Genomic DNA, 23,744 nt, shown 5'->3' on the forward strand with positions numbered 1-23,744 from the left:
ACGGGCGTGCGGCGTTCCCGGGTGTGTCAGCCGCTGCGGCCGAGCCGGGAGGACAGGGCGTGCGCCAGCTTGGACGCTCGCGGCGAGGGGCGGGCGCCTGCGGCGAGCAGCGCCTCCCCCACGGCGGCGAGCACCGCTTCCGGGCCGTCGACGAGCTCGACCTCGAGCTCCCGCCAGGTGCGCACCTCGGGCGTTCCGCCGGCGGCCTCGGCGGGCACCGTCGCGGTCACCGTGTCGTCGGCGAGCTCGGCCAGCACCCGGCCCTCCGCGTCTCCGAGCTCCCGCACCACCCGGCGGGTCCGCATCGTCACCACCGGCGCGGGCACCTCCCCGGCCAGCAGACCGCCGATCACCTCGAGCAGCTCGGCCGGCGCCACGTCGGCGCCGCCGGCGAGCGGCGCGTGCAGCTCCCGGCGGGCCGAACCCGCCGGCAGCTTCAGGTGCCAGCCCTCGTCCGGCCCACCGGTGCGCCGGCGCAGCGTGATCCGGGCGCGCACGAGCCGGAGGTCCGGGGTGTCGTGGTACACCGCCGCCAGCTCGTGCACGACCGGCTCGGCGACGACCGCGACGCCGTCGACGCCGGCGAGAGCCGGCACGGTGAACCCCTCGTCGACGTCGAACTTGCGCTCGATCTCGAGCTGCTCGGCGACCACGGCACGACCGTAGGGCACCCACCGGGCGGCGGCCCTCCGGCGCCCTGGCTAGCGTGGCGGCCATGGCCCGGACCCACGCCGACCGCCGGTGGGCCGTCGCGGCGGCCATGCCGTGGGCGGTGTGGGCGGTGCTGCGCCGCACCGGCGCCGAGCGCGGCTTCCCCCTCGTGCCGGCGCTGGCGTTCACCCCGTACGCCGCGGCCACCGCCGTGCTGCCCCTGGCGCTGGCGGTGCGGGCCCGGTCCCGGGGGGCCGCGCTGCTCGCCGCCACCGCGGCCGCCGTGCTCGGCGCCGCGGTGCGCTCGCACCGGGGCCGGCCTCCGGTGGAGCCGGCGCCGGAGGGGCTGCGGGTGCGGCTCGCCACCGTGAGCCTGCGGCTGGGGCTGATCCCCGCCGAGCCGGTCGTGGAGCTCGTCCGCCGGCACGGGGTCGACGTCCTGGCGGTGCAGGAGCTCACCCCGGAGGCCGAGCGGCGGCTGACCGCCGCCGGCCTGGCCGAGCTGCTCCCGCACGCCCACGTCGTCCCGGCGCGGCCGGGCAACGTGCCGGCGGCCTCCGGCGCCGTCTGGAGCCGGTGGCCGGTCAGCGACCGGAGCGCGGCACCCGGCGGCTTCGAGCAGCCCACCGTGCGGCTGCCCGCGGGCTCGGGGCCCGAGCTCGAGGTGACGGCGGTGCACAGCCGCCCCCCGGCGCCGTCCCCGGCCGCCGTCCGCGGCTGGGCCGAGGACCTGGCCGGGCTCCCCGCGCCCGAGCCGGCGGTCCTCCGCGTGCTGGCGGGCGACTTCAACGCCACGCTCGACCACGCGGCGCTCCGGGCGGTGCTCCGCCGGGGGTACCTGGACGCCGCCCGGGCCGTCGGCGAGGGGCACCGCTGGACCTGGCACCCGCTGCGCTCCCCGCTGCCGCGGCTGGGCCTGGACCACGTGCTCGTGGACCCGCGGCTCGCCGTCGCCGGATGCGCATTCGTGCCGGTCCCGGGCAGCGATCACCGGTCGGTCGTGGTGGACCTGGTGCTGCCCGGCAGCTGACGGGCCCAGCACCGATGTTCACCGACCCCGCCCGGTGGGCAGCCTTGACCTGGTGGCGCGCGGCCGAGCGCGCCCCACGGAGGGGAGTCGACCCATGTTGAGCGAGCACGAGGTCACCGCAGCGATCGGCAGCACCGCGTACGGCGACGGAGGCGACAAGCTGGGCACCGTCGAGCACTTCTTCGTCGACGACCGGACCGGGGAGCCCACCTGGGTGGCCGTGACCACCGGGCTGTTCGGCACCCGCCACTCGATCGTCCCGGCACGGAACGCCTCCTGGGAGGACGGCCGGCTGCGGCTGCCGGTCACCGCGTCGGCGGTGACGAGCGCCCCCGCCATGGAGGGCACCCACCTCGCCCCGGCCGACGAGGAGGAGTTGCGGCGTCACTACGGGCTGGCCGGTGAGCAGGTCCCGACGTCGGCGGGCGGTCGCCACGAGCAGCGGGACGCCGCCGGGGCGCCGACCCAGGAGGGGGCGCCGGCGCACGGCACCATGACCCGGAGCGAGGAGCGGCTGCGGGTCGGCACCGAGCAGGTCGCCGCCCGCCGGGTCCGGCTGGTGAAGTACGTGGTCACCGAGGAGGTCCAGGTCACGGTGCCGATCCGCCGGGAGGAGATCCGGCTGGAGGAGGTGCCGCTCGACGGCGCCGCGACGGCCGGCGACACCACCGCCGGGGAGTCGCTGGTGCCGGACGACGCCCCCGCCACCGGCCTGCCCGACGAGATCGTGCTGCACGCCGAGCGGCCGGTGTTCGGCGTCGAGGTGGTGCCCGTGGAGCGGGTGCGGCTGCGGACCGAGGTGGTCGACGGCCACGAGACGGTGACCGAGCAGGTGCTGCGTGAGCAGATCTCCGTCGACCGGGACGACACCCCGCCCCGCGGCTGAGCGCGGGGCTCAGCCGCGCCGGTCGGGCAGGAACTGCAGCTTCTCGCGGGTGGCCGCGACCTCCTCGGCGTCGACGTCGCCGAGCACGAGGGTCTCGGTCCCCGCGGCGGTGGCCAGCAGCTCGCCCATCGGGCTGACGATCCGGCTGTCACCGGTGTGCTCGGTGCCGTCCCCGGCGGTGCCGACGCGGTTCACCCCGACCACGTAGGCCTGGTTCTCGATCGCCCGCGCCTGGAGCAGCGTCTGCCAGTGGCGGCGGCGGGCGGCGGGCCAGTTGGCGACGACCACGTACAGGTCGGTCTCGAGGGCGGCGCGCCAGAAGACGTCGGCGAAGCGCAGGTCGTAGCAGATGAACGGGGTGATCCGCAGGCCGCCGACCTCCACGGTGACCGGCCCGTCGCCGGCGCGGAACCGCTCGTGCTCGCCGCCGTGGGTGAACGGGTGCAGCTTCCGGTAGCGGTGGGTAGTGCCGTCCGGGCCGGCCAGGACGAAGCAGTTGTAGGGCAGTTGCGCGCCCTCGGCGATCTCCGGGCAGCTGCCGCCCACCCACACACCGTGCTCGGCGGCCTGCGCGGCGAGGAACGCCGCCGACGGCCCGTCCTCGGGCTCGCCGATGCCCGGCGTCATCGAGAAGCCGGTCGAGAAGGTCTCGGTGAGCAGGACCAGGTCGGCGCCGGCGCCGACGGCCCGGGCCACCTGCGGGGCGAGCCGCGCGAAGTTGGCCTCGCGGTCCTCCCAGACGATGTCGTGCTGCACCGCAGCCACCTTCATGCCAGCCTCCTCAGCCGCTCGACCGCCTCGGTGAGGACGGCGTCGCTCTTGCAGAACGCGAACCGGACCAGGTGCCGCCCCAGGGAGGCGTGCTCCGGGGTGTAGAAGACCACGGTCGGGATGGCGACGACACCGGCCCGCTCCGGCAGCGCCCGGCAGAAGGCCAGCCCGTCGCCGTCGGGTTGCACCCCGCGGACGTCGACGGTCGCGAAGTACGTCGCCTGCGGCGCGATCACGGGCAGCCCGGCGTCCCGGAGCCCGGCGACGAGGACGTCGCGGCGGTACTGCAGGTCGCGGGCGATCCCGTCGAAGTAGGCCCCCGGCAGCCGCAGGCCGGCGGCCACGGCCGGCTGGAACGGGCCGCCGTTGACGTAGGTGAGGAACTGCTTGGCGGTGCGGACGGCGGCCACCAGCGGCGCCGGCCCGCAGACCCAGCCGATCTTCCACCCGGTGACGTTGAAGGTCTTGCCGGCGCTGGAGACGACGAGGGTGCGCTCGCGCATGCCCGGCAGCGTGGCCAGGGAGACGTGCCGGGCACCGTCGAACACCAGGTGCTCGTACACCTCGTCGGTGACCACCGTGAGGTCGTGGTCGCGGGCCAGCCCGGCGAGGACCGCCAGCTCGTCGGCGGTGAGGACCGTGCCGGTGGGGTTGTGCGGGGAGTTGACCAGCAGCAGCCGGGTGCGCGGGGTGATCGCGGCGCGCAGCTCGGCCTCGTCGAAGGTCCAGGGACCGGCGCCGTCCTCCGGCGGGTGCAGCGGCACCGGCCGCACCACACCCCCGGCCATGGCGACCGAGGCGCTGTAGCTGTCGTAGATCGGCTCGAAGAGCACCACCTCGTCCCCGGGCTCCAGCAGCGCGAGCATCGCGGCGGCCAGCGCTTCGGTGGCCCCGGCGGTGACCAGCACCTCGGTGCCGGGCTCGTAGGACGTGCCGGTCCAGCGCTGCCGGTGCTCGGCGACGGCGGTCCGCAGCTCGGGGATGCCGGGGCCGGGCGGGTACTGGTCGGCGCCGGTGCCGATGGCGTCGCGGGCGACGTCGAGGACCTCTGGCGGGCCCGGGTAGTCGGGGAAGCCCTGGCCGAGGTTGACCGCCCCGGTGGCGACGGCGAGCGCGCTCATCTCGGCGAAGATCGTCGTCCCGAACCCGCGCAGCCGGGACGCCAGCTGTGCGGTCATGCAGCTCCCTCCCGGGGTGGTTCCACGTGGAACCGGTTACTTGATGCGGACGTCCTCGTGCCCGTCGATCCGGACGACGTCGCCCGAGCGCAGCTGCCGGCCGCGGCGGTCCTCGGGCTCACCGTTGACCAGGACCGCGCCGGAGACCAGCACGTCCTTGACCTGGGCGCCGGTGGGGACGGCGTCGACCAGCTTCAGGAGCTGGCCGAGCCGGATGCTGTCCTCGCCGGGACGCAGGTCGACGGTGCGCACGGGCCTCAGTCTGCCGTCCGGCGCAGCTCGTCCCCGACCCGGACCCGCCCGGGGGTCAGCACCGCGGCCCGCACGGCCAGCAGCCCGTCCCGCTCGCGGTGCACCGTCTTGAGGACCGAGGTGTCCCGGGGGAGGCCGCCCGGCTGGGGGCGGGTGGTCATCACGCAGCGGGGGATGCCGGTGCCGAAGCGCAGCCGCGCCCCGCCGAGGTGGGCCTCCGTCCCGCGGAGCGCGTCCTCGCCGGCCCCGTCGAGGACGACGTTGGCCCGGAAGCGGCGGCGGTCCCACGCGCCCAGCGTGCCGGTGGAGACCAGCGACAGGCGGATCCGCGGGCTGTCGTGGAACGGTCCCGGGGCGCCCTCCCACTGCAGCCACTCGGCGGGGTCGGGCTCGTCCTCGTCCGCGGCGGACTCGTAGGTCGGGACGTCGGCGTCGTCGTCCGGCGCCGCCCGCAGCTCCACCCGGCGGCCCAGCCAGCGCGACAGCACGACCTCGTCCTCGGTGGTGGTGCCGTCGGGGAGCACGACCTCGACCCCGCCGCCGCGCCGCAGCCGGGCCGCGCCGAAGAGGAGCTCGGGCACCCGGCGGGCGGTGAGGCCGAAGCCGGTGTCGCGGTCGAAGAGCGCCCACCGACGGTCGCCCTCGATGCCGAGCGGGCCCACCTCGGCCTCGGTCAGCCGCTCGCCCTGCAGCGACTTCACGGGGTAGCGCCAGAGCTCCCGCACGCGCACCTCAGCCCGCCGGGGTCCAGGCCAGCGACCAGGTGCCGGACCACTCCCGGCCCGGGTCGAGCACCACGAGGTCGGCGTCGTCGGCGAGCGCGTTCGGCGGGCAGGTCATCGGCTCGACGGCGAGGCTGCGTCGCCGCTGGCCCTCGGGGAGGGTGTCTCCGGTGTAGACCTGCAGCCAGTGCCAGGCCTCGTCGGCGGAGACGGCGAGCTCGCCGGCGCTCCCCCGCAGCCGCACGTGCCACCAGCCGTCGTCGTCGCGGTCCAGGTCGGTCAGCGCGGTGTCCAGCGCCCGGTCGCCGATCCGGCCGACGGCGCCGTCGTACGGCCGCCGCTCACCCGTCGGCAGGCCGCCGTCCAGCACCAGCTCGGTGCGCGCCGGCAGCGCCAGCTCCGCCTCGCCGATCCCGCCGTCGCCCACCTCCCCCACCGAGAGGTAGGGGTGGAACCCGGCCCCGAACGGCGCCGGGCCGTCGCCGGTGTTGCGCACCCGCAGCGTGCTGGTGAGCCGGTCGGCGGTGAGGACGTGGTCCACCGCGACGGCGAGCCGGAACGGGTAGCCCGGCTGCGGCTCGAGCGTCGTCCCGACCGTGACGGAACCACCGGCCTCCGCGAGCACCGTCCAGGGCTGCCAGGTGACCAGCCCGTGGATCGCGTGCGGCTCCTCGGGCGACCGGACGCCGAGCTGCAGCTCGCTGCCCTGCCAGCCCCACCGGCCGTGCCGGAGCCGGTTGGGCCAGGGCACGAGGGTCGCGCCACGCCAGCCGGGGAGCACCTGCCCGGCCGGGTAGCCGTCCAGCACCTCCCAGTCGCGGACGGCGAGCCGGCGGAGCGTGCCGCCGCGCAGGTCGACGGCGAGGCGGGCGTCCCCTGCGGTGAGCTGCACCTCGGTGCGGTCGGTGGCGGGCCAGGCGTCGGGCATGCCGCCACCTCACCACATCGTGGCCCGGCTGCCCTGGCGAGATCTGCACACCGGCCCCCATCCGGCCGTCGACGGGGGCGGGTGTGCAGACACCGCGGGGGCTGGGCGGGTGGACCGGCGGACCGGTGCGGCGGAACCGGTTCACGCCGCCCCGACCTGCGCCACATCGGGGGATCCGGCCGTGCCGCAGGCCCGGTCCGCCGCGTCTCCTGGCGCAGCGCTCAGCCGCAGTTCTCCTCGGCGTAGGCGGAGACGGTCTCGCCGGCCTCCCCGAGCTCCTGCAGTTCCTCCAGGGAGAGGTCGCCGCTCTCCATGGCCTCCTCGAACCGGCCCTCCGACGGGAAGACCTCCGCCATGGTCTCCACGGCCCGCGCGACCTCGTCGCCGGCCTCGTCGGGCACGGTGCCGGCGAGCTCCTCCAGAGCGGCCTTGATCTCGGCGGCGTCGCTGTCACCCAGCTCGTCGATCGACGCGTACCGGTCGCAGAAGTCCTCGACGCTCGCGCCGCCGCCGCAGCCGGAGAGGGAGAACGGCAGGGCGGCCACCGTGGCGGCGACGGCGAGCGTGCAGATGCGCATGGGGATCCCTTCGTCGAGCAGCAGGACCCTGGCGTCCGACCGCGGGCGGTGCGTCGCTCCACCCTCACACACCCGGCGGCGGTCCCGGGTCAGCGCGGAGCAGTCCGGACCGACCGCTCGAAGAAGAGCGAGCCCACCGCATCCGGGTCGCCCACGTAGTCGCCGAAGGCCCGGATCGGCCGGTAGCCGGCGCCCGAGTACAGCCCGATCGCCTCGGGCTGCTGCGGGCCGGTCTCGAGCCGCAGCGTCGTCCAGCCCCGGGCCCCGGCGGCCTGCTCGAGCGCGGCGAGCACCGCCTTCGACACCCCGCGGCCGCGCGCGGCCGGGACCACGTACATGCGCTTGACCTCGGCCACGCCGCCGCCGAGCTCGCGGAGCGCGCCGCAGCCCAGCGGCGTCCCGTCGTCGTCCCGGGCCAGCAGCACCACCGCGACGTCGGCCGCCGAGGGGTGCGTGCCGGGCTCGTCCTTGCCGCCGTAGCGGGCCCGGACCTCGGTCTGCTGGTCGGTGGTGAGCCGCCGGACGTCGGGGTCGTCCCAGGTAGCCGCCTCGATGATCACGGGCCCGATCCTGCCAACGGCCCGCGGGCGCTCCCGGAGGTACGGTCCGCTGGACGCCCCACCGCGAAGGAGCACCGTGCCGGTCGACCGCGAACTGCCCACGTCCGAGGCCGAGGACCTGCTGGTCCTCACCCGGGAGATCGCCGACGCCGAGCTCGCCCCGAAGGCGGCGACCTACGAGCGCGGGGAGCGCTTCCCGCGGGAGGTGTTCCGCCTCCTGGGCGACGCCGGGCTGATGGGGTTGCCGTTCCCCGAGGAGGTCGGCGGCGGCGGGCAGCCCTACGCCGTCTACCTGCAGGTGCTGGAGGAGCTGGCGGCCCGCTGGGCGAGCGTGGCGCTGGGGATCAGCGTGCACACCCTGGCCTGCTCCCCCATCGCGCACTACGGCACCGAGGCCCAGCGCCGCGACCTGCTGCCCGAGATGGTCGGCGGCACCCTGATCGGCGCCTACTCGCTGTCGGAGGCCCACGCCGGCTCCGACGTCGCCGCCATGCGCGCCAGCGCGACGCCGACCGAGGACGGCTGGCTCGCGCGTGGGGAGAAGGCGTGGGTGACCCACGGCGGGCACGCCGACTTCTACTCCACGTTCCTGCGCACGCCGGCCGACGGCGAGCGCGCGATCTCCTGCTTCCACCTGACCCCCGACCTGCCCGGCTTCAGCGCGGCGAGGCCCGAGGAGAAGATGGGGCTCACCGGCTCCACCACCGCCGCCATCCGGCTCGACGACGTGCCGGTCCCGCCCGACCGGCTGGTCGGCGAGCCCGGCCGGGGCATGGCGATCGCGCTGGGCGCGCTGGACGCCGGGCGGCTGGGCATCAGCGCCGTCGCCGTGGGGCTCGCGCAGTCGGCCCTCGACGTCGCCGTCGCCTACGCCGTGGAGCGGGAGGCGTTCGGCCGCCCGATCGCCGAGCACCAGGGCGTGCAGTTCCTGCTGGCCGACATGGCCGCCGCCGTCGAGTCCGCGCGCGCCACCTACCTGGTCGCCGCACGCCGCAAGGACGCCGGCAAGCCGTTCTCCCGCCAGGCCAGCATCGCCAAGCTCGTGGCCACCGACGCCGCCATGAAGGTCACCACCGACGCCGTCCAGGTGCTGGGCGGGGCCGGCTACACCCGCGACCACCCGGCCGAGCGGTACATGCGCGAGGCGAAGGTCATGCAGATCTTCGAGGGCACCAACCAGATCCAGCGGATGGTCATCGGCCGCCACCTCACCGCCGGGGCCGTGCCGCCGGCCGGCTGACGGGTTCCACGTGGAACCGGTGACAGCTGTCAGTGGTCCCGGCCGGTGCCCCGGGACCAGACTGGTGTCCCCGAGCGAGGAGAGCACCGTGTCCCAGCCTCACCTGCGTGCCGCCGACTCCGACCGCGCCGCCGTCGCCGCCGAGCTGGGCCGCGCGATGTCGGAGGGCCGGCTGACCGTCGCGGAATACGACGAGCGGCTCGCCCGGGCCTACGCGGCCCGCACGTTCGGCGAGCTCGCCGAGCTCACCACCGACCTGCCCGCGCCGGCCCCGCAGCCGGCAGCGGCGCGGTCGGCGCACCCGGTACCCGCGTGCGGCAGCCGGGGGTACGGCCGCAGCCACCAGCAGGTCGCCTGGGGGTCGTGGTCCAGCACCGCGGTGATCGTGCTGCTCGTCTGGGGGATCACGTCGCTGGCGTCGGGCGAGTTCCTCTACTTCTGGCCGTTCTGGGTGATCGTGCCCTGGGGCGCCTTCCTGCTGATGGGCCAGGCGTTCGCCGGCGGTCGCGGCGACACCGACGAGAAGCGCCCGCACGCGGTGCACGGCCGCTGACGGGGAGCACCAGGGAGCCCGCTCACCCCTCCGGGTGCCGGAGCCCTCAAGGTCCCCGAGAGTGATCCCGACAGCTCACCCGTGTCCGCTCCACCGAGCTCGCTGACGTCCACCGCCGTATCCGCGCCCGTTGCGGACCCGGCACGCATGGCCGCGGTCAGCAGCTACCGACTGGCCGGACACGACGCCGTCGCAGAGCTGGACGCCCTCGTCGCGCACATGGCCCGGGCGCTGGACGTGCCGATCGCGACGATCAACCTCGTGAGTCCCGACCTGCAGTGCTACCCCGCCGAGCACGGGGTGGGCGTGCCGCGCACCCATGTGCGTGACGAGGTCTCCTTCTGCGCCCATGTCGTCGCCGGACGTGCGCCGATGACGGTCCCCGACGCCCGGGTCCACCCGCTCTTCTCCGCCAACCCTCTGGTCCGGGCCGGGAGCATCGCCGCCTACGCCGGCGTGCCGTTGATCGACGAGGACGGGTTCGTCCTCGGTGCCCTGGCCGTCTTCGACGACAGACCGCGCGCGTTCACCGACGCCGACCACGACGTGCTGCACACCCTCTCCGGGCTGGTCCGCGTCGTGCTCTCCCTGCGGCGCCGGGCGGCTGCGCAGGCCTGGAACGCCTGCTGCTGGCCGCCCAGGGCCGTGCCCTGGAAGAGATGACCACCGGTCGGCCGCTCGCGACCACCCTCGACCTGCTCGCGGCCACCGCACGCGATCTCGCCGCGGATGCCGACCAGCAGCAGCTGCAGGTGCTGCGGCGGACCGTCGACCGGCTCTCCGCCCTCGCCACCGAAGCCGCCCAGTGGCGGAGCAGGACCGAGCGCATGGCCCGGCAGGACCCCCTGACCGGCCTGGCCAACCGGAACTGCTTCACCGAAGCCGGCGCCGCAGCGCTCGCCGGGGGCGGGGCGGTGCTCTTCATCGACCTGGACCGGTTCAAGGACGTCAACGACCGCGGCGGCCACGCCCTCGGTGATCAGCTGCTCATCCGTCTTGCGGGTGCGCTCCGGGAGCGGGTGACGACCGTCGCCCCCGACGCCGTGATCGGCCGCCTCGGTGGGGACGAGTTCGCCGTGGTCCTCCCCGGGACGGACCGCGCGGCCGCCACGCAGCTGGGCGACGACCTCCTCCACGTCCTCAGGGACGAGGTCCGGGTCGGGCGGAGAACCGTCCTGGTCTCGTGCAGCATCGGGGTGGCGATGGCGGCACCGCGTGCGACGTTCGACGACGTCCTCCGCGCCGCCGACAGCGCCATGTACGCGGCAAAGGACGCCGGCCGGGGACGCGTTCACACCGTCAGCTGCTTCTGACGGCAGCCGGGACCACCCCGATGACGCCCGGTGCTCGCCCTCCGGCTCCTGCCCCGTCGATCGGAGAGGCCGGAGCTCCGCGGGGTCGGGACCGGGCTCCGGCCCGCAGCGCGTCATGACCGCGGCGTGCGGCGGCACCCGTGCGGAGGAGGCCTGCGGCTCAGGGTCTCAAGCAGGAACGCGATCGGCCGATACCGGCTGAGAAGGGCGGAGCCCGGGCTGACCGTCAGCGCCGGGCCGGAGAGGACGGGAGGGCACCGTGGACGAGGCGACACCACTGGCGGGGACCTCCACGATCACCACGCGGCTGCTGCTGCGGGTGGTGGCGGCGCGGGGCGGCGAGGGTGCCGTCGACCGGGTGCTCGAGCGCGCAGGTCTGGCGGACCGGCGGACGTTCCTGCAGGGCCTCCGAGGGCGGGTGTCGTACCCGGAGAAGCTGCGGCTGTTCGACGCAGCCGCCGAGGAACTCGGTGACCCGCGGATCGGGCTCGCCCTGGGCGAGGCCGCCATGTCGGACCCCGCAGTCATGGCGCTGCGGCGCGTGCTGACGACCTTCGGGACCACCGCGGGGCTGCTCCGACAGGTCTCGCGGATCTCCACCCGCCTCGACACCTCCGCGGTGTTCCGCTGCGAGTCCGCCACGGACGCCGCGGCACGGCTGACCTGGCGGGTGCTGCCGCCGCACCACCCCGGTCGCGTGGACTGCGACTACAACATCGGGGTGCTCCGCAAGGCCCCGGTGCTCTTCGGCCTCCCGCCGGCGGTCGTCGAGCACTGGGCCTGCCAGGTCGACGGTGCCCCGCGGTGCGAGTACACGGTCACCTGGCAGGAGCCATCCCTGCCGTCCCGGTGGGGCGGCCGCGGCCGCCGGCGCCGCCCGGCGCCCCACGCGCCCGTCGCGGACGCGGCGGAACGGCTGCACGACCTGCAGGAGGCCACCACGGACCTGCTCAGCGGGGACTCCCTCGAGGAGACCCTCGACCGCGTCGCCGCACGTGCGGACCGCGCCGTGCACGCTCCCGGCTACGTGCTCGACGTCCGGCTGCCCCACGGGAAGCGGCACGTGCGCTCCCGTGGCCTGGGCTCCTCGGTGCTGGCCGCGCTCGGGGAGCGACGGCTCGAGGTCGGATGCCGGGAGGTCGGCGGCACCTCCGTGCTGGCCGTGCCGGTCACCTCCGCGACGCGGGACTACGGAGTCCTCGCCGTCGTCGCCTGGCCGGGCCAGGAGCCCTTCCCGGGCGACGTCGAACTGCTCACCGCCTACGCCCGGCACGCGGCAGCCGCCATCGAGATGACGGCATCGCTGACCGAGGCACGCGAGCAGGAGGAGACCGCACGACTGCTGCTCAGCGTCGCGCGGTCGCTCGCCGGACGGCGGGAGGCGCGCGAGGTCGCCCAGACCATCGCCGACGCCGTCCCGGCGCTCTGCGGCGCCGACCGCTCCGCGGTCGCCCTGTGGGACCCCGGGATGCAGGCCGTGTGGATCGCCGGCCTGAGCGGCTGGCCTCCGGGGCCGGCCGAACACCTGGCCGGATACGTGACCACCACGGAGGAGAGCCCCGAGCTGTGCGAGCTGATCGCCGTCGGGGCGCCCATGCTGGTCGACCGGTCGAGCTCGACCTGGGCCGACGAGGTGCTGGGCCGTTTCGGCGTCACGGCTCTGGGCGGGGTGCCGATCAAGGTCGACGACCGGCTGGTGGGGCTCGTCCTCGCTCACTGGGTCGACAGCGCTCCGCCGACCGCCCTGGGTGAAGGGACCACCGAACGCCTGTGGGGCCTGGCAGGCCTGGCCGGCGTGGCCCTGGACAACACGCACCTGCTCGACGAGATCCGGCACCGGGCCGCGCACGACCCGCTCACCGGCCTGCCGAACCGCGCCCTCCTGCACGCGCGCACGAAGAGGGAGCTGAGCCGTCCCGGTGACCCCGCCGGCCGCACCGCCCTGCTCTTCTGCGACGTCCGCCGGCTCAAGCGCGTCAACGAGAGCCTCGGGCACGGCGCCGGTGACGAGGTGCTCCAGGAGGTCGCCCACCGGCTGCGGTCAGCGGTCCGCGACCACGACACGGTCGCCCGGTTCAGCGGCGACGAGTTCGCCGTCCTGCTGCCCGGCACGTCCGAGCCCGGCGCCCGGGAGGTGGCCGACCGGGTCCACCGATCCCTGGCGGCCGCGGTGCGGGTGGGACACGACGAGGTGTTCGTCGACCTGGTCATCGGCGTCGCCGTGGCGGAGTCGTCCGGGAGCGTGCTCGACGGCGACGCCGACGACATGGCACAGGACCTGCTGCAGCGCGCCGAGGAGGACATGCACCGCTGCAGGACCGGTCCCGCGGGGCCGGAGGAGAGCGGGCAGCGGACCCGGGAGCGCCTGCGCCTGGAGACCGATCTGCACGGCGCGGTCACCCGCGGGGAGATCGGCGTCCACTTCCAGCCGCAGATCGACCTGGCCGGCGGTCGCGTCGTCGCCGTCGAGGCGCTGGCGAGGTGGCAGCACCCGGTCCTCGGGAGCATCCGGCCCGACGTCTTCGTCCCCCTCGCCGAAGCCAGCGGCCAGATCCAGGAAATCGGCGGTCACGTCCTGCTCGAAGCGTGCCGGACGCTCGCGGCCTGGCGGGCCGACGGACTCGACCTCGAGGTCGCCGTCAACGTCTCCACCGTCCAGCTCACCGATCCCGGTTTCGCCGGGTCCGTGATCGGCGTCCTGGCCGAGACCGGGCTGCCCGCGCGGTCGCTGACACTGGAGGTCACCGAGAGCCAGGTGCTGACCGAGGTGGCCACCCGCCACGGCCACCTGGAGCACCTCCGCGCCCTCGGTGTCGGGGTCTCCGTGGACGACTTCGGGACCGGGTACTCCTCGCTGGCCCAGCTCCAGCGGCTGCCGGTGAGCGAGCTGAAGATCGACCGGTCCTTCACCGCTCAGCTCATCGGGTCGGCACCCTCCTCGCCGCTCGTCGCCGGGATCATCGGCCTCGCCCACGGCCTCGGCCTGCGTGTCGTGGCCGAAGGCGTGGAGACGTGCGCCCAGTCCGAGGCGCTGCACGGCATGACCTGCGACCGGGTCCAGGGCTACCTCTACGGCCGTCCTGCCGAACCCGCTGCCGTACGCGAGCTCCTCCTCCAGCAGGCGGGCAGCGTCCCCGTGCTTCGGTGACCGGAAGACCCGCCCCGACACGGCAGCGGCCCCCGGGAGATCCCGGGGGCCGCTGCCGTCCGCCTGGTGGGCAAGGGGGGAGTTGAACCCCCACGTCCTTTCGGACACACGGACCTGAACCGTGCGCGTCTGCCATTCCGCCACTTGCCCTGGCGAGGGAAGACAGTAGCAGCCGCGGGGGGCTCCGCCGCCGAGGGGGTTCCGACCTCGGCACGCGGGAGACGACGTGCGGGGCGTCGCACCTTCCTGGGCGGTCAGCCGCCTCCGGCCCGGCTACGATCACGGATGGCAGAGTGGGACGTCCGGCGAGCGCAGAGGAGCGACTGTGGGTGTGCTGCAGCGCTTCGAGCGCCGGCTCGAGGGGATGGTCGGCCTCGCCTTCGCCCGCCTCTTCAAGGGCAAGGTGCACCCGGCCGAGATCGCCAAGGCGCTCCAGCGCGAGGCCGACGAGCAGCGCTCGATCGTCGGTGAGGGTCGCGTGCTCGCGCCCAACGTCTACGTCGTCCGCCTCGGCGAGACCGACTTCGAGCACCTGGGCCAGTGGTCCGACCAGCTGGCCGGCGAGCTCGCCGACATGGTCACCGAGCACATCGAGGACGAGGGCTACCAGGTCTTCGACAAGGTCACCGTCGAGCTCGAGCGGGACGACGCGCTGACCACCGGCGTCTTCGAGGTCAGCTCCCAGGTCGCCGACCCGGCGCGCCCCCACGCCCGCGCCGACGCGCCCCCGATGGCCTCCGCGCCGGTGCCGGGCCACCCGCCGCTGCCCCCGCTCCCGGCGCTGCGCGGGCGGATGGCCACCGACACCGGCAAGCAGAACCCCTCCGTGCTCGGCCGCGCCGGCTCGCGCACGTCGACGACGCACGTGCTCCTCGTCGACGGCCCGGGCACGCGCCACGAGCTGACCACCGGGCGCAACGTGATCGGCCGCGGCACCGAGGCCGACATCCGCATCCCCGACACCGGCGTCAGCCGCAAGCACGTCGACGTCGTCCTCGACGGGGACATCGCGACGGTCGAGGACCTGGGCTCCACGAACGGCACCCTCGTGAACGGCCGGCGCGTCAACCGCCAGGCGCTCAGCGACGGCGACGTCATCCGCATCGGCCACTCGGTGCTCGTCTACCGGCAGGACGGGGCGTGACCGGGTCCGTGCGGTCACAGCACTCCGGCATCCGGGAGCACGCCCTCCGCCGCGGTGCCGGGCAGGTGCCTGCGGGGGTGCGGCCGTGACCGAGCTCGTCGTCCAGATCTTCCGCTTCGGGTTCCTCCTGCTGCTGTGGTTGTTCATCTTCGCCGCCTTCCGCGTGGTCCGCGCCGACCTCTTCGGCGGCCGTCCCGGCCGGGTGGCCACCGTGCCGCCGCGGGCCTCCGCGCCCAAGAAGCGCGGGCACCGCGGCCCCAAGTCCCTGGTCGTGACCGCCGGCCCGCTGACCGGCACCAAGATCACCCTGGGTGACCAGCCGATCCTGATCGGCCGGGCCGACGACTCGACCCTGGTGCTCACCGACGACTTCGCGAGCTCCCGGCACGCCCGCCTGACCAACCGGGGCGGCCAGTGGTACGTCGAGGACCTCGGTTCCACCAACGGCACCTACCTGGACCAGCAGCGCGTGCAGGGCCCGCTGCAGGTCACCCCCGGCCAGCCGATCCGCATCGGCCAGACCGCACTGGAGCTGCGTTCGTGACGCTGGTTCTCCGCTACGCCGCGCGTTCCGACCGCGGCCTCATCCGCGGCAACAACCAGGACTCGGTCTACGCCGGGCCCCGGTTGCTGGCCGTGGCCGACGGCATGGGCGGCCACGCCGCCGGTGACATCGCGAGCAAGGTGGTCATCGCCGCCCTCGAGCACCTCGACGACGACACCCCGACCGGCGACATGCTGCAGTCCATGCGCGCCGCGGTCCACGAGGGCAGCGAGCACCTCCGCGAGGTCATCCGCGAGTCACCGCAGCTCGAGGGCATGGGCACCACGCTCACCGCGATCCTCTTCGCCGGCGGCCGGCTCGCGCTCTGCCACGTCGGCGACTCCCGCGCCTACCTGCTCCGCGACGGCGAGTTCAGCCAGATCACGCACGACGACACCTTCGTGCAGACGCTGATCGACGACGGCCGCATCACGCCGGAGGAGGCCAACCACCACCCGCAGCGCTCCCTGCTGCTGCGCGCCCTCAACGGGCAGGAGGTGGAGCCGGACCTCTCCATGCGCGAAGCCCGCGCCGGCGACCGCTACCTGCTCTGCTCCGACGGCCTCTCCGGCGTCGTCAGCGAGGAGACCCTCGCCGACGCGCTGCAGAACCCCGACCCCGAGGCCACCGCCGACCGCCTGGTCGAGCTGGCGCTGCGCAGCGGTGGGCCGGACAACATCACCGTGATCGTCGCCGACGTCCTGGAGGACACCGGTGGCAACGGCCGGTTCGACCCGGTCGTGGACGGCGCCGCGGGCGACAACGTCGGCCAGCGCGAGGTCGACCCGCGCTCCGCCGCCGGCCGGGCGGCCCTCGCCGACCAGGCCTCCGCTCCCCCGCCGACACCCACACTGCCGACGGGCGGCGGCCCCTCCGCCCGCCGCCGCCCGATGCGCATCCTCCTGGTGGCGGGGGCCCTTCTCACCGTGCTGGTGGCAGGGGCGATCGGCATGTACGTCTGGGCGCTCAACAACTGGTTCGTGGGCGTGAACGGCTCCGGCGACGACCAGCAGGTCGCCGTCTTCCGCGGGCTCGACGTCTCCTTCCTGGGGGTGGACCTCCACCGGCTGGACCGGGGCACCGACCTCGCGCTGGCCGACCTGACCTCGGCCGCCCGCAACCGGGTGCTCGGCAGCATCACCGCGGACGACTCCGAGGACGCCGAGCGGATCGTCGACGCGCTCGCCGACCAGCGGCTGCCGCTGTGCAGGTCGACCGACACCGCCGCGGCGTCCCCGGACTCGCCGACGCCCCCGGTCGCCGCACCGACCACCGCCCAGGAGCCCGCCCCCGGCGACGCCGCCCTGCCCGAGGTGCCCGCGCCCGGGGAGACGACGGACACCGCCTCGTCGGCACGGACGGCCTCGTCGCCCGCGCCGGGGGTGGACTGCCGGGAGGCCGACTAGTGAGCGCCGCAGGCACGGGTTCCCCACCGGAGGTGTGTTGATGCCCGGGCCCGTCACCGACCCCGGCGGCACCGCGGCCACGACGCCCACCCGGCGGGGCACCGAGGCGCTGCTGCTCGCCTTCGCCGTGCTCATCACCGTCGTCGCGCAGGTGATCGTCGACCTCACGGTCACCGGTGAGCTGCACCCGCAGATGGCCGGCTTCAGCGTGTGGATCACCGCGCTCTGGGTCGTGGCCCACCTCGTCGTCCGCAGGTGGGCCTCCTACGCCGACCCGCTGCTGCTGCCGTCGGTCGCCCTGCTCGTCGGCCTCGGGCTGGCGGTGATCCACCGCCTGGACCTGGCGGCCGAGCAGGTCGGCAGCACGGTCACGCGCGAGGACGCCCCCGTGCAGCTGGTGTGGGCCACCCTCGGCGTCACCCTCTTCGTGGCGGTGCTCGTCGTCGTCCGCGACCACCGGACGCTGTCCCGGTTCGCCTACACGCTGGCGCTGCTCGGGCTGGTGCTGCTCGCGCTGCCCGCCGTCCTCCCCGCCTCGATCTCGGAGGTGAACGGCGCGAAGATCTGGATCCGGGTGGCCGGCTTCTCGATCCAGCCGGGCGAGTTCGCCAAGATCTGCCTCGTCGTCTTCTTCGCCGCCTACCTGGTGGACAAGCGCGACGTGCTCGCCCTGGCGAGCAAGAAGGTTGCCGGGCTGGAGCTGCCGCGCGGCCGCGACCTCGGTCCCGTGCTGCTCGCCTGGATGGTGTCGATCCTCGTCCTGGTCTTCGAGCGCGACCTGGGCAGCTCCCTGCTGCTGTTCGGCATCTTCGTGGTGATGCTGTACGTCGCCACCGAACGGGCCAGCTGGCTGTTCATCGGCCTGGGCCTGTTCGCCGGTGGCGCGTTCATCGCGTACCAGATCTTCGGCCACGTGCGGGCGCGCGTGGACACCTGGTTGGACCCGTCGGCGTACTACGACGGCGCCGGCTACCAGCTGATGCAGTCGCTCTTCGGCCTCGGGACCGGCGGGCTGTTCGGCGCGGGCCTCGGCGGCGGGCGCCCCGACCAGGTGCCGGTGGCCAAGAGCGACTTCATCGCCGCCGCCGTCGGCGAGGAGCTCGGCCTCTTCGGGCTCGTCGCCGTGATCGTCGTCTACCTGATCCTCGTCGAGCGCGGGCTGCGCACCTCGCTCGTCGTGCGGGACGCCTTCGGCAAGCTGCTGGCCACCGGCCTGGCGTTCGCCGTCGCCTGGCAGGTGTTCGTGGTGCTCGGCGGGGTCACCGGGCTCCTCCCGCTGACCGGCCTGACCACCCCGTTCCTGGCCTACGGCGGCTCGTCGCTGGTGGCCAACTTCGTGCTCGTAGCGCTGCTGGTCCGCATCAGCGACGCCGCGCGGCGCCCGGCGACGCCGCACGCGGCCCCGGTGCGCCTCGGCGACGCCCCGACCGAGGTGGTGACGCCGTGAACGCACCACTGCGGCGGGTGGCGATCAGCGTGCTCGTGCTGTTCACGCTGCTGATCGTCAACGTCAACGTCATCCAGGTCGTCCGCTCGGACTCCCTCCGCTCGGACAGCCGCAACACCCGCGTGATCGCCGAGTCCTACGACCGCGAACGCGGCTCGATCATCGTGGCGGGCACCGAGGTGGCCCTCTCGGTCCCGACCGACGGCCGCCTCGAGTACCTGCGCACCTACCCGCAGGGGCCGTTGTACGCGCCGGTCACCGGGTACCACTCGCTGGTGTACGGCAACCGGTACCTCGAGGACGTCATGAACGACGTGCTCTCCGGGGACGACGACCGGCTGTTCGTCCGCCGCATCGCCGACCTGTTCACCGGGCGCGACCCCGCCGGTGGGGACGTCGTGCTGACCCTCGACCCGGGCGTCCAGGCCGCCGCCATGGCCGGCCTGGACGGCGTGACCGGGGGCGTGGTCGCGCTCGACCCGCGGACCGGCGCGATCCTCGGGATGGCGAGCACGCCGACCTACGACCCCGGTCTGGTCTCCGGCCACGACCCCTCGGCGATCCGCGAGAACATGGAGCAGCTCACCGGGCAGGACCCCGACCCCCGCGCGAACCGCACCATCGAGGACAACTTCCCGCCCGGCTCGCTGTTCAAGGTGATCGTCGCGGCCGCCGCGCTCGAGGAGGGGCTGACCCCCGACTCCGTCGTGCCGGCTCCCCGCGAGCTGCCGCTGCCGAACAGCACCCGGGTGATCCCCAACTTCGGCGGCTCCGCGTGCGACCCCAGCGGCGAGCAGTCGCTCACCGACGCGCTGACCGTCTCCTGCAACACCGCCTTCGCCCAGCTCGGCCTCGACCTCGGCGAGGGCCAGGTGCGCGAGATGGCCGAGGCGTTCGGGCTGGACGGCGAGGGGCTGGAGATCCCCCTGCAGGTGGCGCCGAGCACCGTGGGCGACATCGTCGACGACGCCGCCCTGGCCCAGACCTCGATCGGCCAGCGCGACGTCCGCATGACCGTGCTGCAGGCGGCCATGGTCGCCGCCGCGGTGGCCAACGACGGCGTGCAGATGAAGCCCTACCTGGTCGAGGAGCTGCGCGCCCCCGACCTGACGGTCATCGACTCCGCCGACCCGGAGGTCCTCAACGAGCCGATCTCCGAGGAGGTCGCCGACCAGCTCACCGAGATGATGGTCAGCGTCGTCGCCCGGGGCTCCGGCCGGGCCGCCCGCCTCAACGGCGTCGAGGTGGCCGGCAAGACCGGGACGGCGCAGGTGCGCGAGGGCGTGCCCGACCACAACTGGTTCATGGGCTTCGCGCCGGCCGACGACCCGCAGATCGCCGTCGCCGTGTTCGTGGCCAACGGCGGCGGTACCGGCGGCGACGTCTCCGCCCCGATCGCCCGCGAGGTCATGGCGGCGTACTTCGACGGGCAGGGCGGCTGATGGCGCTGGGGATCGGCAGCATGCTGGCCGGGCGGTACGAGATCACCGCCCCCATCGCCACCGGCGGCATGGGTGAGGTGTGGAAGGCGCGCGACCGGGTGCTGGACCGGATCGTCGCGGCGAAGGTGCTCAAGACCGAGTACACGAACGACCCGAGCTTCCTCGCCCGCTTCCGCAACGAGGCGCGGCACACCGCGGCGCTGTCCCACCCCAACATCGCCTCGGTCTACGACTACGGCGAGACCACCGACGACAGCGGCGTGCAGACCCTGGCGTTCCTGGTGATGGAGTACGTCGAGGGCCAGCCGCTGGTCACCATCCTCCACGAGGAGGGCCGGCTGCCGGTCGACTGGACGCTGCACGTCCTCGGCCAGGCCGCCGACGGGCTCTCCGCCGCCCACCGGGCCGGCGTGGTGCACCGCGACATCAAGCCGGGCAACCTCATCGTCCGCCCCGACGGGGTCGTGAAGCTGACCGACTTCGGCATCGCCCAGGCCCGGGACGCCGCCCCGCTGACCCGCACCGGCATGGTGGTGGGCACGGCCCAGTACCTCTCCCCGGAGCAGGCCCAGGGCATGGAGGTCAACGCCGCCTCCGACGTGTACTCCCTCGGCGTCGTCGGCTTCGAGTGCCTCTCCGGCGCCCGGCCGTTCGACGGCGCCTCGCAGGTCGCCATCGCGCTCGCGCACATCAACCGGCCGCCACCCCCGCTGCCCGGCGACATCCCCCCGGCCGTCCGGCTGCTCGTCGAGCGGGCCCTGGCCAAGGACCCGGCGGACCGGTTCGCCGACGGCGGTGCGTTCGCCGACGCCGTCCGCCGCATCGCGAACGGGGACGGCCTGGCCGCCGGCCCCGTGGTGGCACCGGCGACCGCCCCGACCCGGATCGTCGAGGTCGGCGACGGGCACACCCAGGTCTTCGCCACCCCCGCCGCCGGGATGCCCGCGGTGTCGCCCGCCACCGGTGGCCGTCCGATGCCACCGCTGCAGGCACCGCCGGACGACGACTGGGCCGATGGCGACGAGCCCCCTGCCCGGCGCACCCGGCGCTGGCTCTGGCCGGCGGCCGCGCTGGTGCTGCTCCTGATCGTCGCCGGCACCACCTTCCTGGCCCTGAACGGCTTCGGTGAGGCCCCCCGGGACGACGCGGCGTCCACCACGAGCGCGCCGCCCACGAGCGCCGAGCCCGGCGGGATCCTCCTCGATCCGGCGCAGTACGTCGGCCGGGACGCCGACGAGGTGGAGGAGCAGCTGCGGGAGGCGGGGTTCACCTCGATCTCCCGGGAGGACGCGAGCGAGGGTCTGCTGATCGCCGTGGGCCAGGCGCTCGACGAGGGCGACGTCGCGGGCATCGATCCCTCCGGTGTCGAGGCTGCGCCGGACACCCCGATCACGCTGTTCGTCGCCCCCGACGACTTCGACCCGGCGCCTCCGGAGGACGACGAGGCCGGTGACGTGGACGAGCCGGCGGCCCCCACCACCACGGCACCGCCGACGACCACGGCTCCCCCGGCGGCCGAGCCCACCGAGGCGGAGACGACGACCTCGCCCACCCCCTCGGCCTCGGCCTCCGCCGGGGGCAGCCCCGCCCCGTCGTCGTCGACGACGACGACGGCGGAATCGTCGACGGTCGTGCCGCCCCCGGAGCCCGAGGCCAGCGGCAGCGCCACGCCGGGTCAGGATGACGGGCTGTGAGCAGCTCGACACTCGGGTCCCGGGTCGGGGCCGGTTGTGCGGTTAGGCTCGCCGACGGCCAGCAGCGCGCGGCGGCGACCGCCGCGGGCAGGCTCCGCACCACCGGGCCGCGGAGGCTGCAGGGAACCGCCCGAGAGGACCGTAGATGACCACGCCGCAGGTGCTCGGGGAGCGCTACGAGATCGGCGGAGTCCTGGGCCGCGGCGGCATGGCCGAGGTCCACCACGGACGTGATCTGCGCCTGGGCCGCGAGGTCGCGGTCAAGGTGCTGCGCCACGACCTGGCTCGCGACCCCTCCTTCCAGGTGCGCTTCCGCCGCGAGGCGCAGGCATCGGCGTCGCTGAACCACCCGGCGATCGTCGCCGTCTACGACACCGGGGAGGACCGCACGCCCAGCGGGGCCACCCCGTACATCGTCATGGAGTACGTCGAGGGCGAGACGTTGCGCGACGTGCTGCGGCGCGAGGGCCGGCTGCCGATCGAGCGGGCGATGAGCCTGGCCGCCGACATCTGCGGCGCCCTGGACTTCAGCCACCGCAACGGCATCGTGCACCGGGACGTGAAGCCCGGGAACGTGATGATCACGCCGCAGGGCACGGTCAAGGTCATGGACTTCGGGATCGCCCGCGCGGTCTCGGACTCCGCGGCCACGATGACCTCCACCGCGGCGGTGATAGGGACCGCCCAGTACCTCTCCCCCGAGCAGGCCCGCGGCGAGGGCGTCGACGCCCGCTCCGACGTCTACTCGCTGGGCTGCCTCCTCTACGAGCTGGTCACCGGGGCCCCGCCGTTCACCGGTGACTCGCCGGTGTCGGTGGCCTACCAGCACGTGCGCGAGGACCCACGGCTGCCGTCGTCGATCAACCCCGACGTCCCGCCGGAGCTGGACGCGATCCTGCTCAAGGCGATGAGCAAGAACCCGGCCAACCGCTACCAGTCGGCCGCGGACATGCGCAACGACCTGCTCCGGGCGCTCGCCGGGCAGCGGGTCGAGGCGACGCCGGTGATGGGTGACGCCGAGAAGACCGCCATCATCGGCGCGCCCGTCGGCGGCTACGCCAGCGGTTACGGCGACGAGGACTGGGACGACGACGGCGACCGGCGCCGCAAGCGCCGGATCATCGCGATCGTGGCGCTCCTCGGTGTCCTGCTGCTCGGCGGCGCCATCGCCGCCGCCCTCCTGATCAACCAGGACGACGACGTGGCGCCGGTCGCCCAGCAGGTGGAGGTCCCGGTGCTGCTCGACCAGCCGGTGGAGCAGGCCCGGCAGGCGATCACCGAGGCCGGGCTGGTGGTCGGCACCGAGACCGAGGAGCAGACCACCGACCCCGCCCAGGTCGGGACGGTGCTCGAGACGTCGCCCGCGGGCGGGGCCGTCGTGGAGGAGGGCACCGAGGTCGACCTCGTCGTCGGCGTCGCGCCGGACGCCGTCACGGTGCCCAACCTGATCGGGGCCACCGAGGAGCAGGCGCGGAACGCGCTCGAGGCGGCCGGCTTCACCGGCAACATCGACACGCGGCAGGAGGACTCTCTCGAGGAGGAGGACACCGTCGCCTCCGTCGAGCCTGCGGTGGGCCAGTCGGTGCCGGCGGACGGGACCGTCACGCTGGGCCTGTCGACCGGCACGATCGATCTCCCGGACGTCACCGGTCAGCCGCAGGCGCAGGCCCTCGCGACGCTCACCGGGGCCGGCTTCACCGAGGCGCAGATCGACGTCGAGGAAGTCGACTCGGACCAGCCCGCGGGCACCGTCGTCGGCACGACTCCGGGACCGCAGACCCCGGCCTCCACCGGCACGCGGATCGTCCTGCAGGTCTCCGGTGGGGTCACCGAGATCAGCGTGCCCAACCTCCGAGGGCAGTCCCCCGAGGCCGCGGAGGCGAACCTGCGGGCCGCCGGCTTCACCACTTTCCAGTTCACCACCGTCGACGAGGCCGACCCGGGCGTGGGGCCCAACCAGGTGGTCGCCACCGAGCCGGCCGCGGGCACCGCTCAGGCACCGGACACACCCATCACCGTCCTGCTGAACCCGCAGGTCGACGAGCAGGACGCCGACTGACCGGCCGTCTCCCGACGAAGGGCTCCTCCCGCACCGCGGGAGGAGCCCTTCGCCGTCAGGGGGTACCGCTCAGCCTGAATCCACCGATCTCGGGGCGGCAGCTCGAGCGGTGGTCTGTTGATCTTGATGTTGGTGGGTGGGCGTGCGGGGGCCGGGACTTGGGGTTCCGAGTCTCCGGTCGTGGGCGGTCAGGAGAAC

At 74.7% G+C, this 23,744-nt stretch carries 22 protein-coding genes and 1 tRNA gene; 14 read left to right on the plus strand and 9 right to left on the minus strand.

The window, feature by feature from the left end:
* Positions 1-26: 26 nt before the first annotated feature.
* Complete coding sequence (locus ACI79P_RS16645) at positions 27-653, minus strand: CYTH domain-containing protein (protein WP_456582168.1); 627 nt, start codon at positions 651-653, stop codon at positions 27-29.
* 62 nt (positions 654-715) lie between these two features.
* Between ACI79P_RS16645 and ACI79P_RS16650 the strand changes: the two genes are divergently transcribed.
* Together ACI79P_RS16650 and ACI79P_RS16655 are read left to right on the plus strand one after the other, a co-directional pair.
* The gene (locus ACI79P_RS16650) at positions 716-1,681 is read left to right on the plus strand and encodes an endonuclease/exonuclease/phosphatase family protein (RefSeq protein WP_456582169.1); all 966 of its coding nucleotides are present in this window, start codon (positions 716-718) and stop codon (positions 1,679-1,681) included.
* 94 nt (positions 1,682-1,775) lie between these two features.
* Positions 1,776-2,567, plus strand: a complete 792-nt coding sequence (locus ACI79P_RS16655; RefSeq protein WP_456582170.1) for a DUF2382 domain-containing protein — start codon at positions 1,776-1,778, stop codon at positions 2,565-2,567.
* 9 nt (positions 2,568-2,576) lie between these two features.
* On the opposite strand, the gene ACI79P_RS16660 is transcribed toward ACI79P_RS16655, so the two are convergent.
* From ACI79P_RS16660 to ACI79P_RS16690, 7 genes are all read right to left on the minus strand, one after another.
* Positions 2,577-3,338, minus strand: coding sequence for a nitrilase-related carbon-nitrogen hydrolase (locus ACI79P_RS16660; protein WP_456582171.1), 762 nt, complete (start codon positions 3,336-3,338; stop codon positions 2,577-2,579).
* Positions 3,335-4,516, minus strand: a complete 1,182-nt coding sequence (locus ACI79P_RS16665) for a pyridoxal phosphate-dependent aminotransferase (protein ID WP_456582172.1) — start codon at positions 4,514-4,516, stop codon at positions 3,335-3,337. The genes ACI79P_RS16660 and ACI79P_RS16665 overlap by 4 nt, the downstream gene beginning before the upstream one ends.
* A gap of 36 nt (positions 4,517-4,552) precedes the next feature.
* On the minus strand, positions 4,553-4,768 hold the full coding sequence (locus ACI79P_RS16670) for an RNA-binding S4 domain-containing protein (RefSeq protein ID WP_456582173.1): 216 nt from the start codon (positions 4,766-4,768) through the stop codon (positions 4,553-4,555).
* A 5-nt stretch (positions 4,769-4,773) separates the two neighbouring features.
* Positions 4,774-5,493, minus strand: a complete 720-nt coding sequence (locus tag ACI79P_RS16675; protein ID WP_456582174.1) for an MOSC domain-containing protein — start codon at positions 5,491-5,493, stop codon at positions 4,774-4,776.
* A 7-nt stretch (positions 5,494-5,500) separates the two neighbouring features.
* A complete protein-coding gene (locus ACI79P_RS16680; RefSeq protein WP_456582175.1) occupies positions 5,501-6,418 on the minus strand; it encodes an aldose 1-epimerase family protein in 918 nt (305 codons plus the stop codon).
* A 221-nt stretch (positions 6,419-6,639) separates the two neighbouring features.
* Positions 6,640-6,996, minus strand: coding sequence for a hypothetical protein (locus tag ACI79P_RS16685; protein ID WP_456582176.1), 357 nt, complete (start codon positions 6,994-6,996; stop codon positions 6,640-6,642).
* An 89-nt stretch (positions 6,997-7,085) separates the two neighbouring features.
* Positions 7,086-7,556, minus strand: coding sequence for a GNAT family N-acetyltransferase (locus ACI79P_RS16690; RefSeq protein ID WP_456582177.1), 471 nt, complete (start codon positions 7,554-7,556; stop codon positions 7,086-7,088).
* Positions 7,557-7,632: 76 nt separating this feature from the next.
* Between ACI79P_RS16690 and ACI79P_RS16695 the strand changes: the two genes are divergently transcribed.
* The 5 genes from ACI79P_RS16695 to ACI79P_RS16715 all read left to right on the plus strand — a co-directional run bounded on the left by ACI79P_RS16695 (position 7,633) and on the right by ACI79P_RS16715 (position 13,810).
* The gene (locus tag ACI79P_RS16695; protein ID WP_456582178.1) at positions 7,633-8,796 is read left to right on the plus strand and encodes an acyl-CoA dehydrogenase family protein; all 1,164 of its coding nucleotides are present in this window, start codon (positions 7,633-7,635) and stop codon (positions 8,794-8,796) included.
* A gap of 88 nt (positions 8,797-8,884) precedes the next feature.
* Positions 8,885-9,349 (plus strand): DUF1707 SHOCT-like domain-containing protein, encoded by a 465-nt coding sequence (locus ACI79P_RS16700; RefSeq protein ID WP_456582179.1) that lies wholly within the window; start codon positions 8,885-8,887, stop codon positions 9,347-9,349.
* A gap of 147 nt (positions 9,350-9,496) precedes the next feature.
* On the plus strand, positions 9,497-10,012 hold the full coding sequence (locus tag ACI79P_RS16705; protein WP_456582180.1) for a GAF domain-containing protein: 516 nt from the start codon (positions 9,497-9,499) through the stop codon (positions 10,010-10,012).
* A complete protein-coding gene (locus ACI79P_RS16710; RefSeq protein WP_456582181.1) occupies positions 10,009-10,662 on the plus strand; it encodes a GGDEF domain-containing protein in 654 nt (217 codons plus the stop codon). Before ACI79P_RS16705 ends, ACI79P_RS16710 begins: the two co-directional genes overlap by 4 nt.
* 259 nt (positions 10,663-10,921) lie before the next feature.
* The gene (locus ACI79P_RS16715; RefSeq protein WP_456582182.1) at positions 10,922-13,810 is read left to right on the plus strand and encodes a putative bifunctional diguanylate cyclase/phosphodiesterase; all 2,889 of its coding nucleotides are present in this window, start codon (positions 10,922-10,924) and stop codon (positions 13,808-13,810) included.
* 64 nt (positions 13,811-13,874) lie between these two features.
* Here the strand turns inward: ACI79P_RS16715 and ACI79P_RS16720 are convergent.
* Positions 13,875-13,960, minus strand: a tRNA-Leu gene (locus tag ACI79P_RS16720).
* Positions 13,961-14,135: 175 nt separating this feature from the next.
* Here ACI79P_RS16720 and ACI79P_RS16725 point away from each other — a divergent pair.
* From ACI79P_RS16725 to pknB, 7 genes are all read left to right on the plus strand, one after another.
* A complete protein-coding gene (locus ACI79P_RS16725; RefSeq protein ID WP_456582183.1) occupies positions 14,136-14,954 on the plus strand; it encodes an FhaA domain-containing protein in 819 nt (272 codons plus the stop codon).
* An 85-nt stretch (positions 14,955-15,039) separates the two neighbouring features.
* Complete coding sequence (locus ACI79P_RS16730; RefSeq protein ID WP_456582184.1) at positions 15,040-15,498, plus strand: FHA domain-containing protein FhaB/FipA; 459 nt, start codon at positions 15,040-15,042, stop codon at positions 15,496-15,498.
* On the plus strand, positions 15,495-16,904 hold the full coding sequence (locus tag ACI79P_RS16735) for a protein phosphatase 2C domain-containing protein (RefSeq protein ID WP_456582185.1): 1,410 nt from the start codon (positions 15,495-15,497) through the stop codon (positions 16,902-16,904). The genes ACI79P_RS16730 and ACI79P_RS16735 overlap by 4 nt, the downstream gene beginning before the upstream one ends.
* Before the next feature lie 40 nt (positions 16,905-16,944).
* On the plus strand, positions 16,945-18,351 hold the full coding sequence (locus tag ACI79P_RS16740; RefSeq protein ID WP_456582186.1) for an FtsW/RodA/SpoVE family cell cycle protein: 1,407 nt from the start codon (positions 16,945-16,947) through the stop codon (positions 18,349-18,351).
* The gene (locus ACI79P_RS16745; RefSeq protein WP_456582187.1) at positions 18,348-19,793 is read left to right on the plus strand and encodes a peptidoglycan D,D-transpeptidase FtsI family protein; all 1,446 of its coding nucleotides are present in this window, start codon (positions 18,348-18,350) and stop codon (positions 19,791-19,793) included. Before ACI79P_RS16740 ends, ACI79P_RS16745 begins: the two co-directional genes overlap by 4 nt.
* On the plus strand, positions 19,793-21,487 hold the full coding sequence (locus tag ACI79P_RS16750) for a protein kinase domain-containing protein (RefSeq protein ID WP_456582188.1): 1,695 nt from the start codon (positions 19,793-19,795) through the stop codon (positions 21,485-21,487). The genes ACI79P_RS16745 and ACI79P_RS16750 overlap by 1 nt, the downstream gene beginning before the upstream one ends.
* A gap of 145 nt (positions 21,488-21,632) precedes the next feature.
* Positions 21,633-23,546, plus strand: a complete 1,914-nt coding sequence (gene pknB / locus ACI79P_RS16755) for a Stk1 family PASTA domain-containing Ser/Thr kinase (RefSeq protein ID WP_456582189.1) — start codon at positions 21,633-21,635, stop codon at positions 23,544-23,546.
* The last annotated feature ends 198 nt before the right edge of the window (positions 23,547-23,744 follow it).

Source organism: Blastococcus sp. SYSU DS0510, assembly GCF_054050835.1.

Excerpts from the sequence above, each read along its gene's own strand:
- ACI79P_RS16705 (WP_456582180.1), top strand. The coding sequence starts at position 9,497 with ATGGCCGCGGTCAGCAGCTACCGACTGGCCGGACACGACGCCGTCGCA.
- ACI79P_RS16740 (WP_456582186.1), top strand. The coding sequence starts at position 16,945 with ATGCCCGGGCCCGTCACCGACCCCGGCGGCACCGCGGCCACGACGCCC.
- ACI79P_RS16680 (WP_456582175.1), bottom strand. The coding sequence starts at position 6,418 with ATGCCCGACGCCTGGCCCGCCACCGACCGCACCGAGGTGCAGCTCACC.
- ACI79P_RS16665 (WP_456582172.1), bottom strand. The coding sequence starts at position 4,516 with ATGACCGCACAGCTGGCGTCCCGGCTGCGCGGGTTCGGGACGACGATC.
- ACI79P_RS16650 (WP_456582169.1), top strand. The coding sequence starts at position 716 with ATGGCCCGGACCCACGCCGACCGCCGGTGGGCCGTCGCGGCGGCCATG.
- ACI79P_RS16710 (WP_456582181.1), top strand. The coding sequence starts at position 10,009 with ATGACCACCGGTCGGCCGCTCGCGACCACCCTCGACCTGCTCGCGGCC.
- ACI79P_RS16660 (WP_456582171.1), bottom strand. The coding sequence starts at position 3,338 with ATGAAGGTGGCTGCGGTGCAGCACGACATCGTCTGGGAGGACCGCGAG.
- ACI79P_RS16750 (WP_456582188.1), top strand. The coding sequence starts at position 19,793 with ATGGCGCTGGGGATCGGCAGCATGCTGGCCGGGCGGTACGAGATCACC.
- ACI79P_RS16655 (WP_456582170.1), top strand. The coding sequence starts at position 1,776 with ATGTTGAGCGAGCACGAGGTCACCGCAGCGATCGGCAGCACCGCGTAC.
- pknB (WP_456582189.1), top strand. The coding sequence starts at position 21,633 with ATGACCACGCCGCAGGTGCTCGGGGAGCGCTACGAGATCGGCGGAGTC.
- ACI79P_RS16685 (WP_456582176.1), bottom strand. The coding sequence starts at position 6,996 with ATGCGCATCTGCACGCTCGCCGTCGCCGCCACGGTGGCCGCCCTGCCG.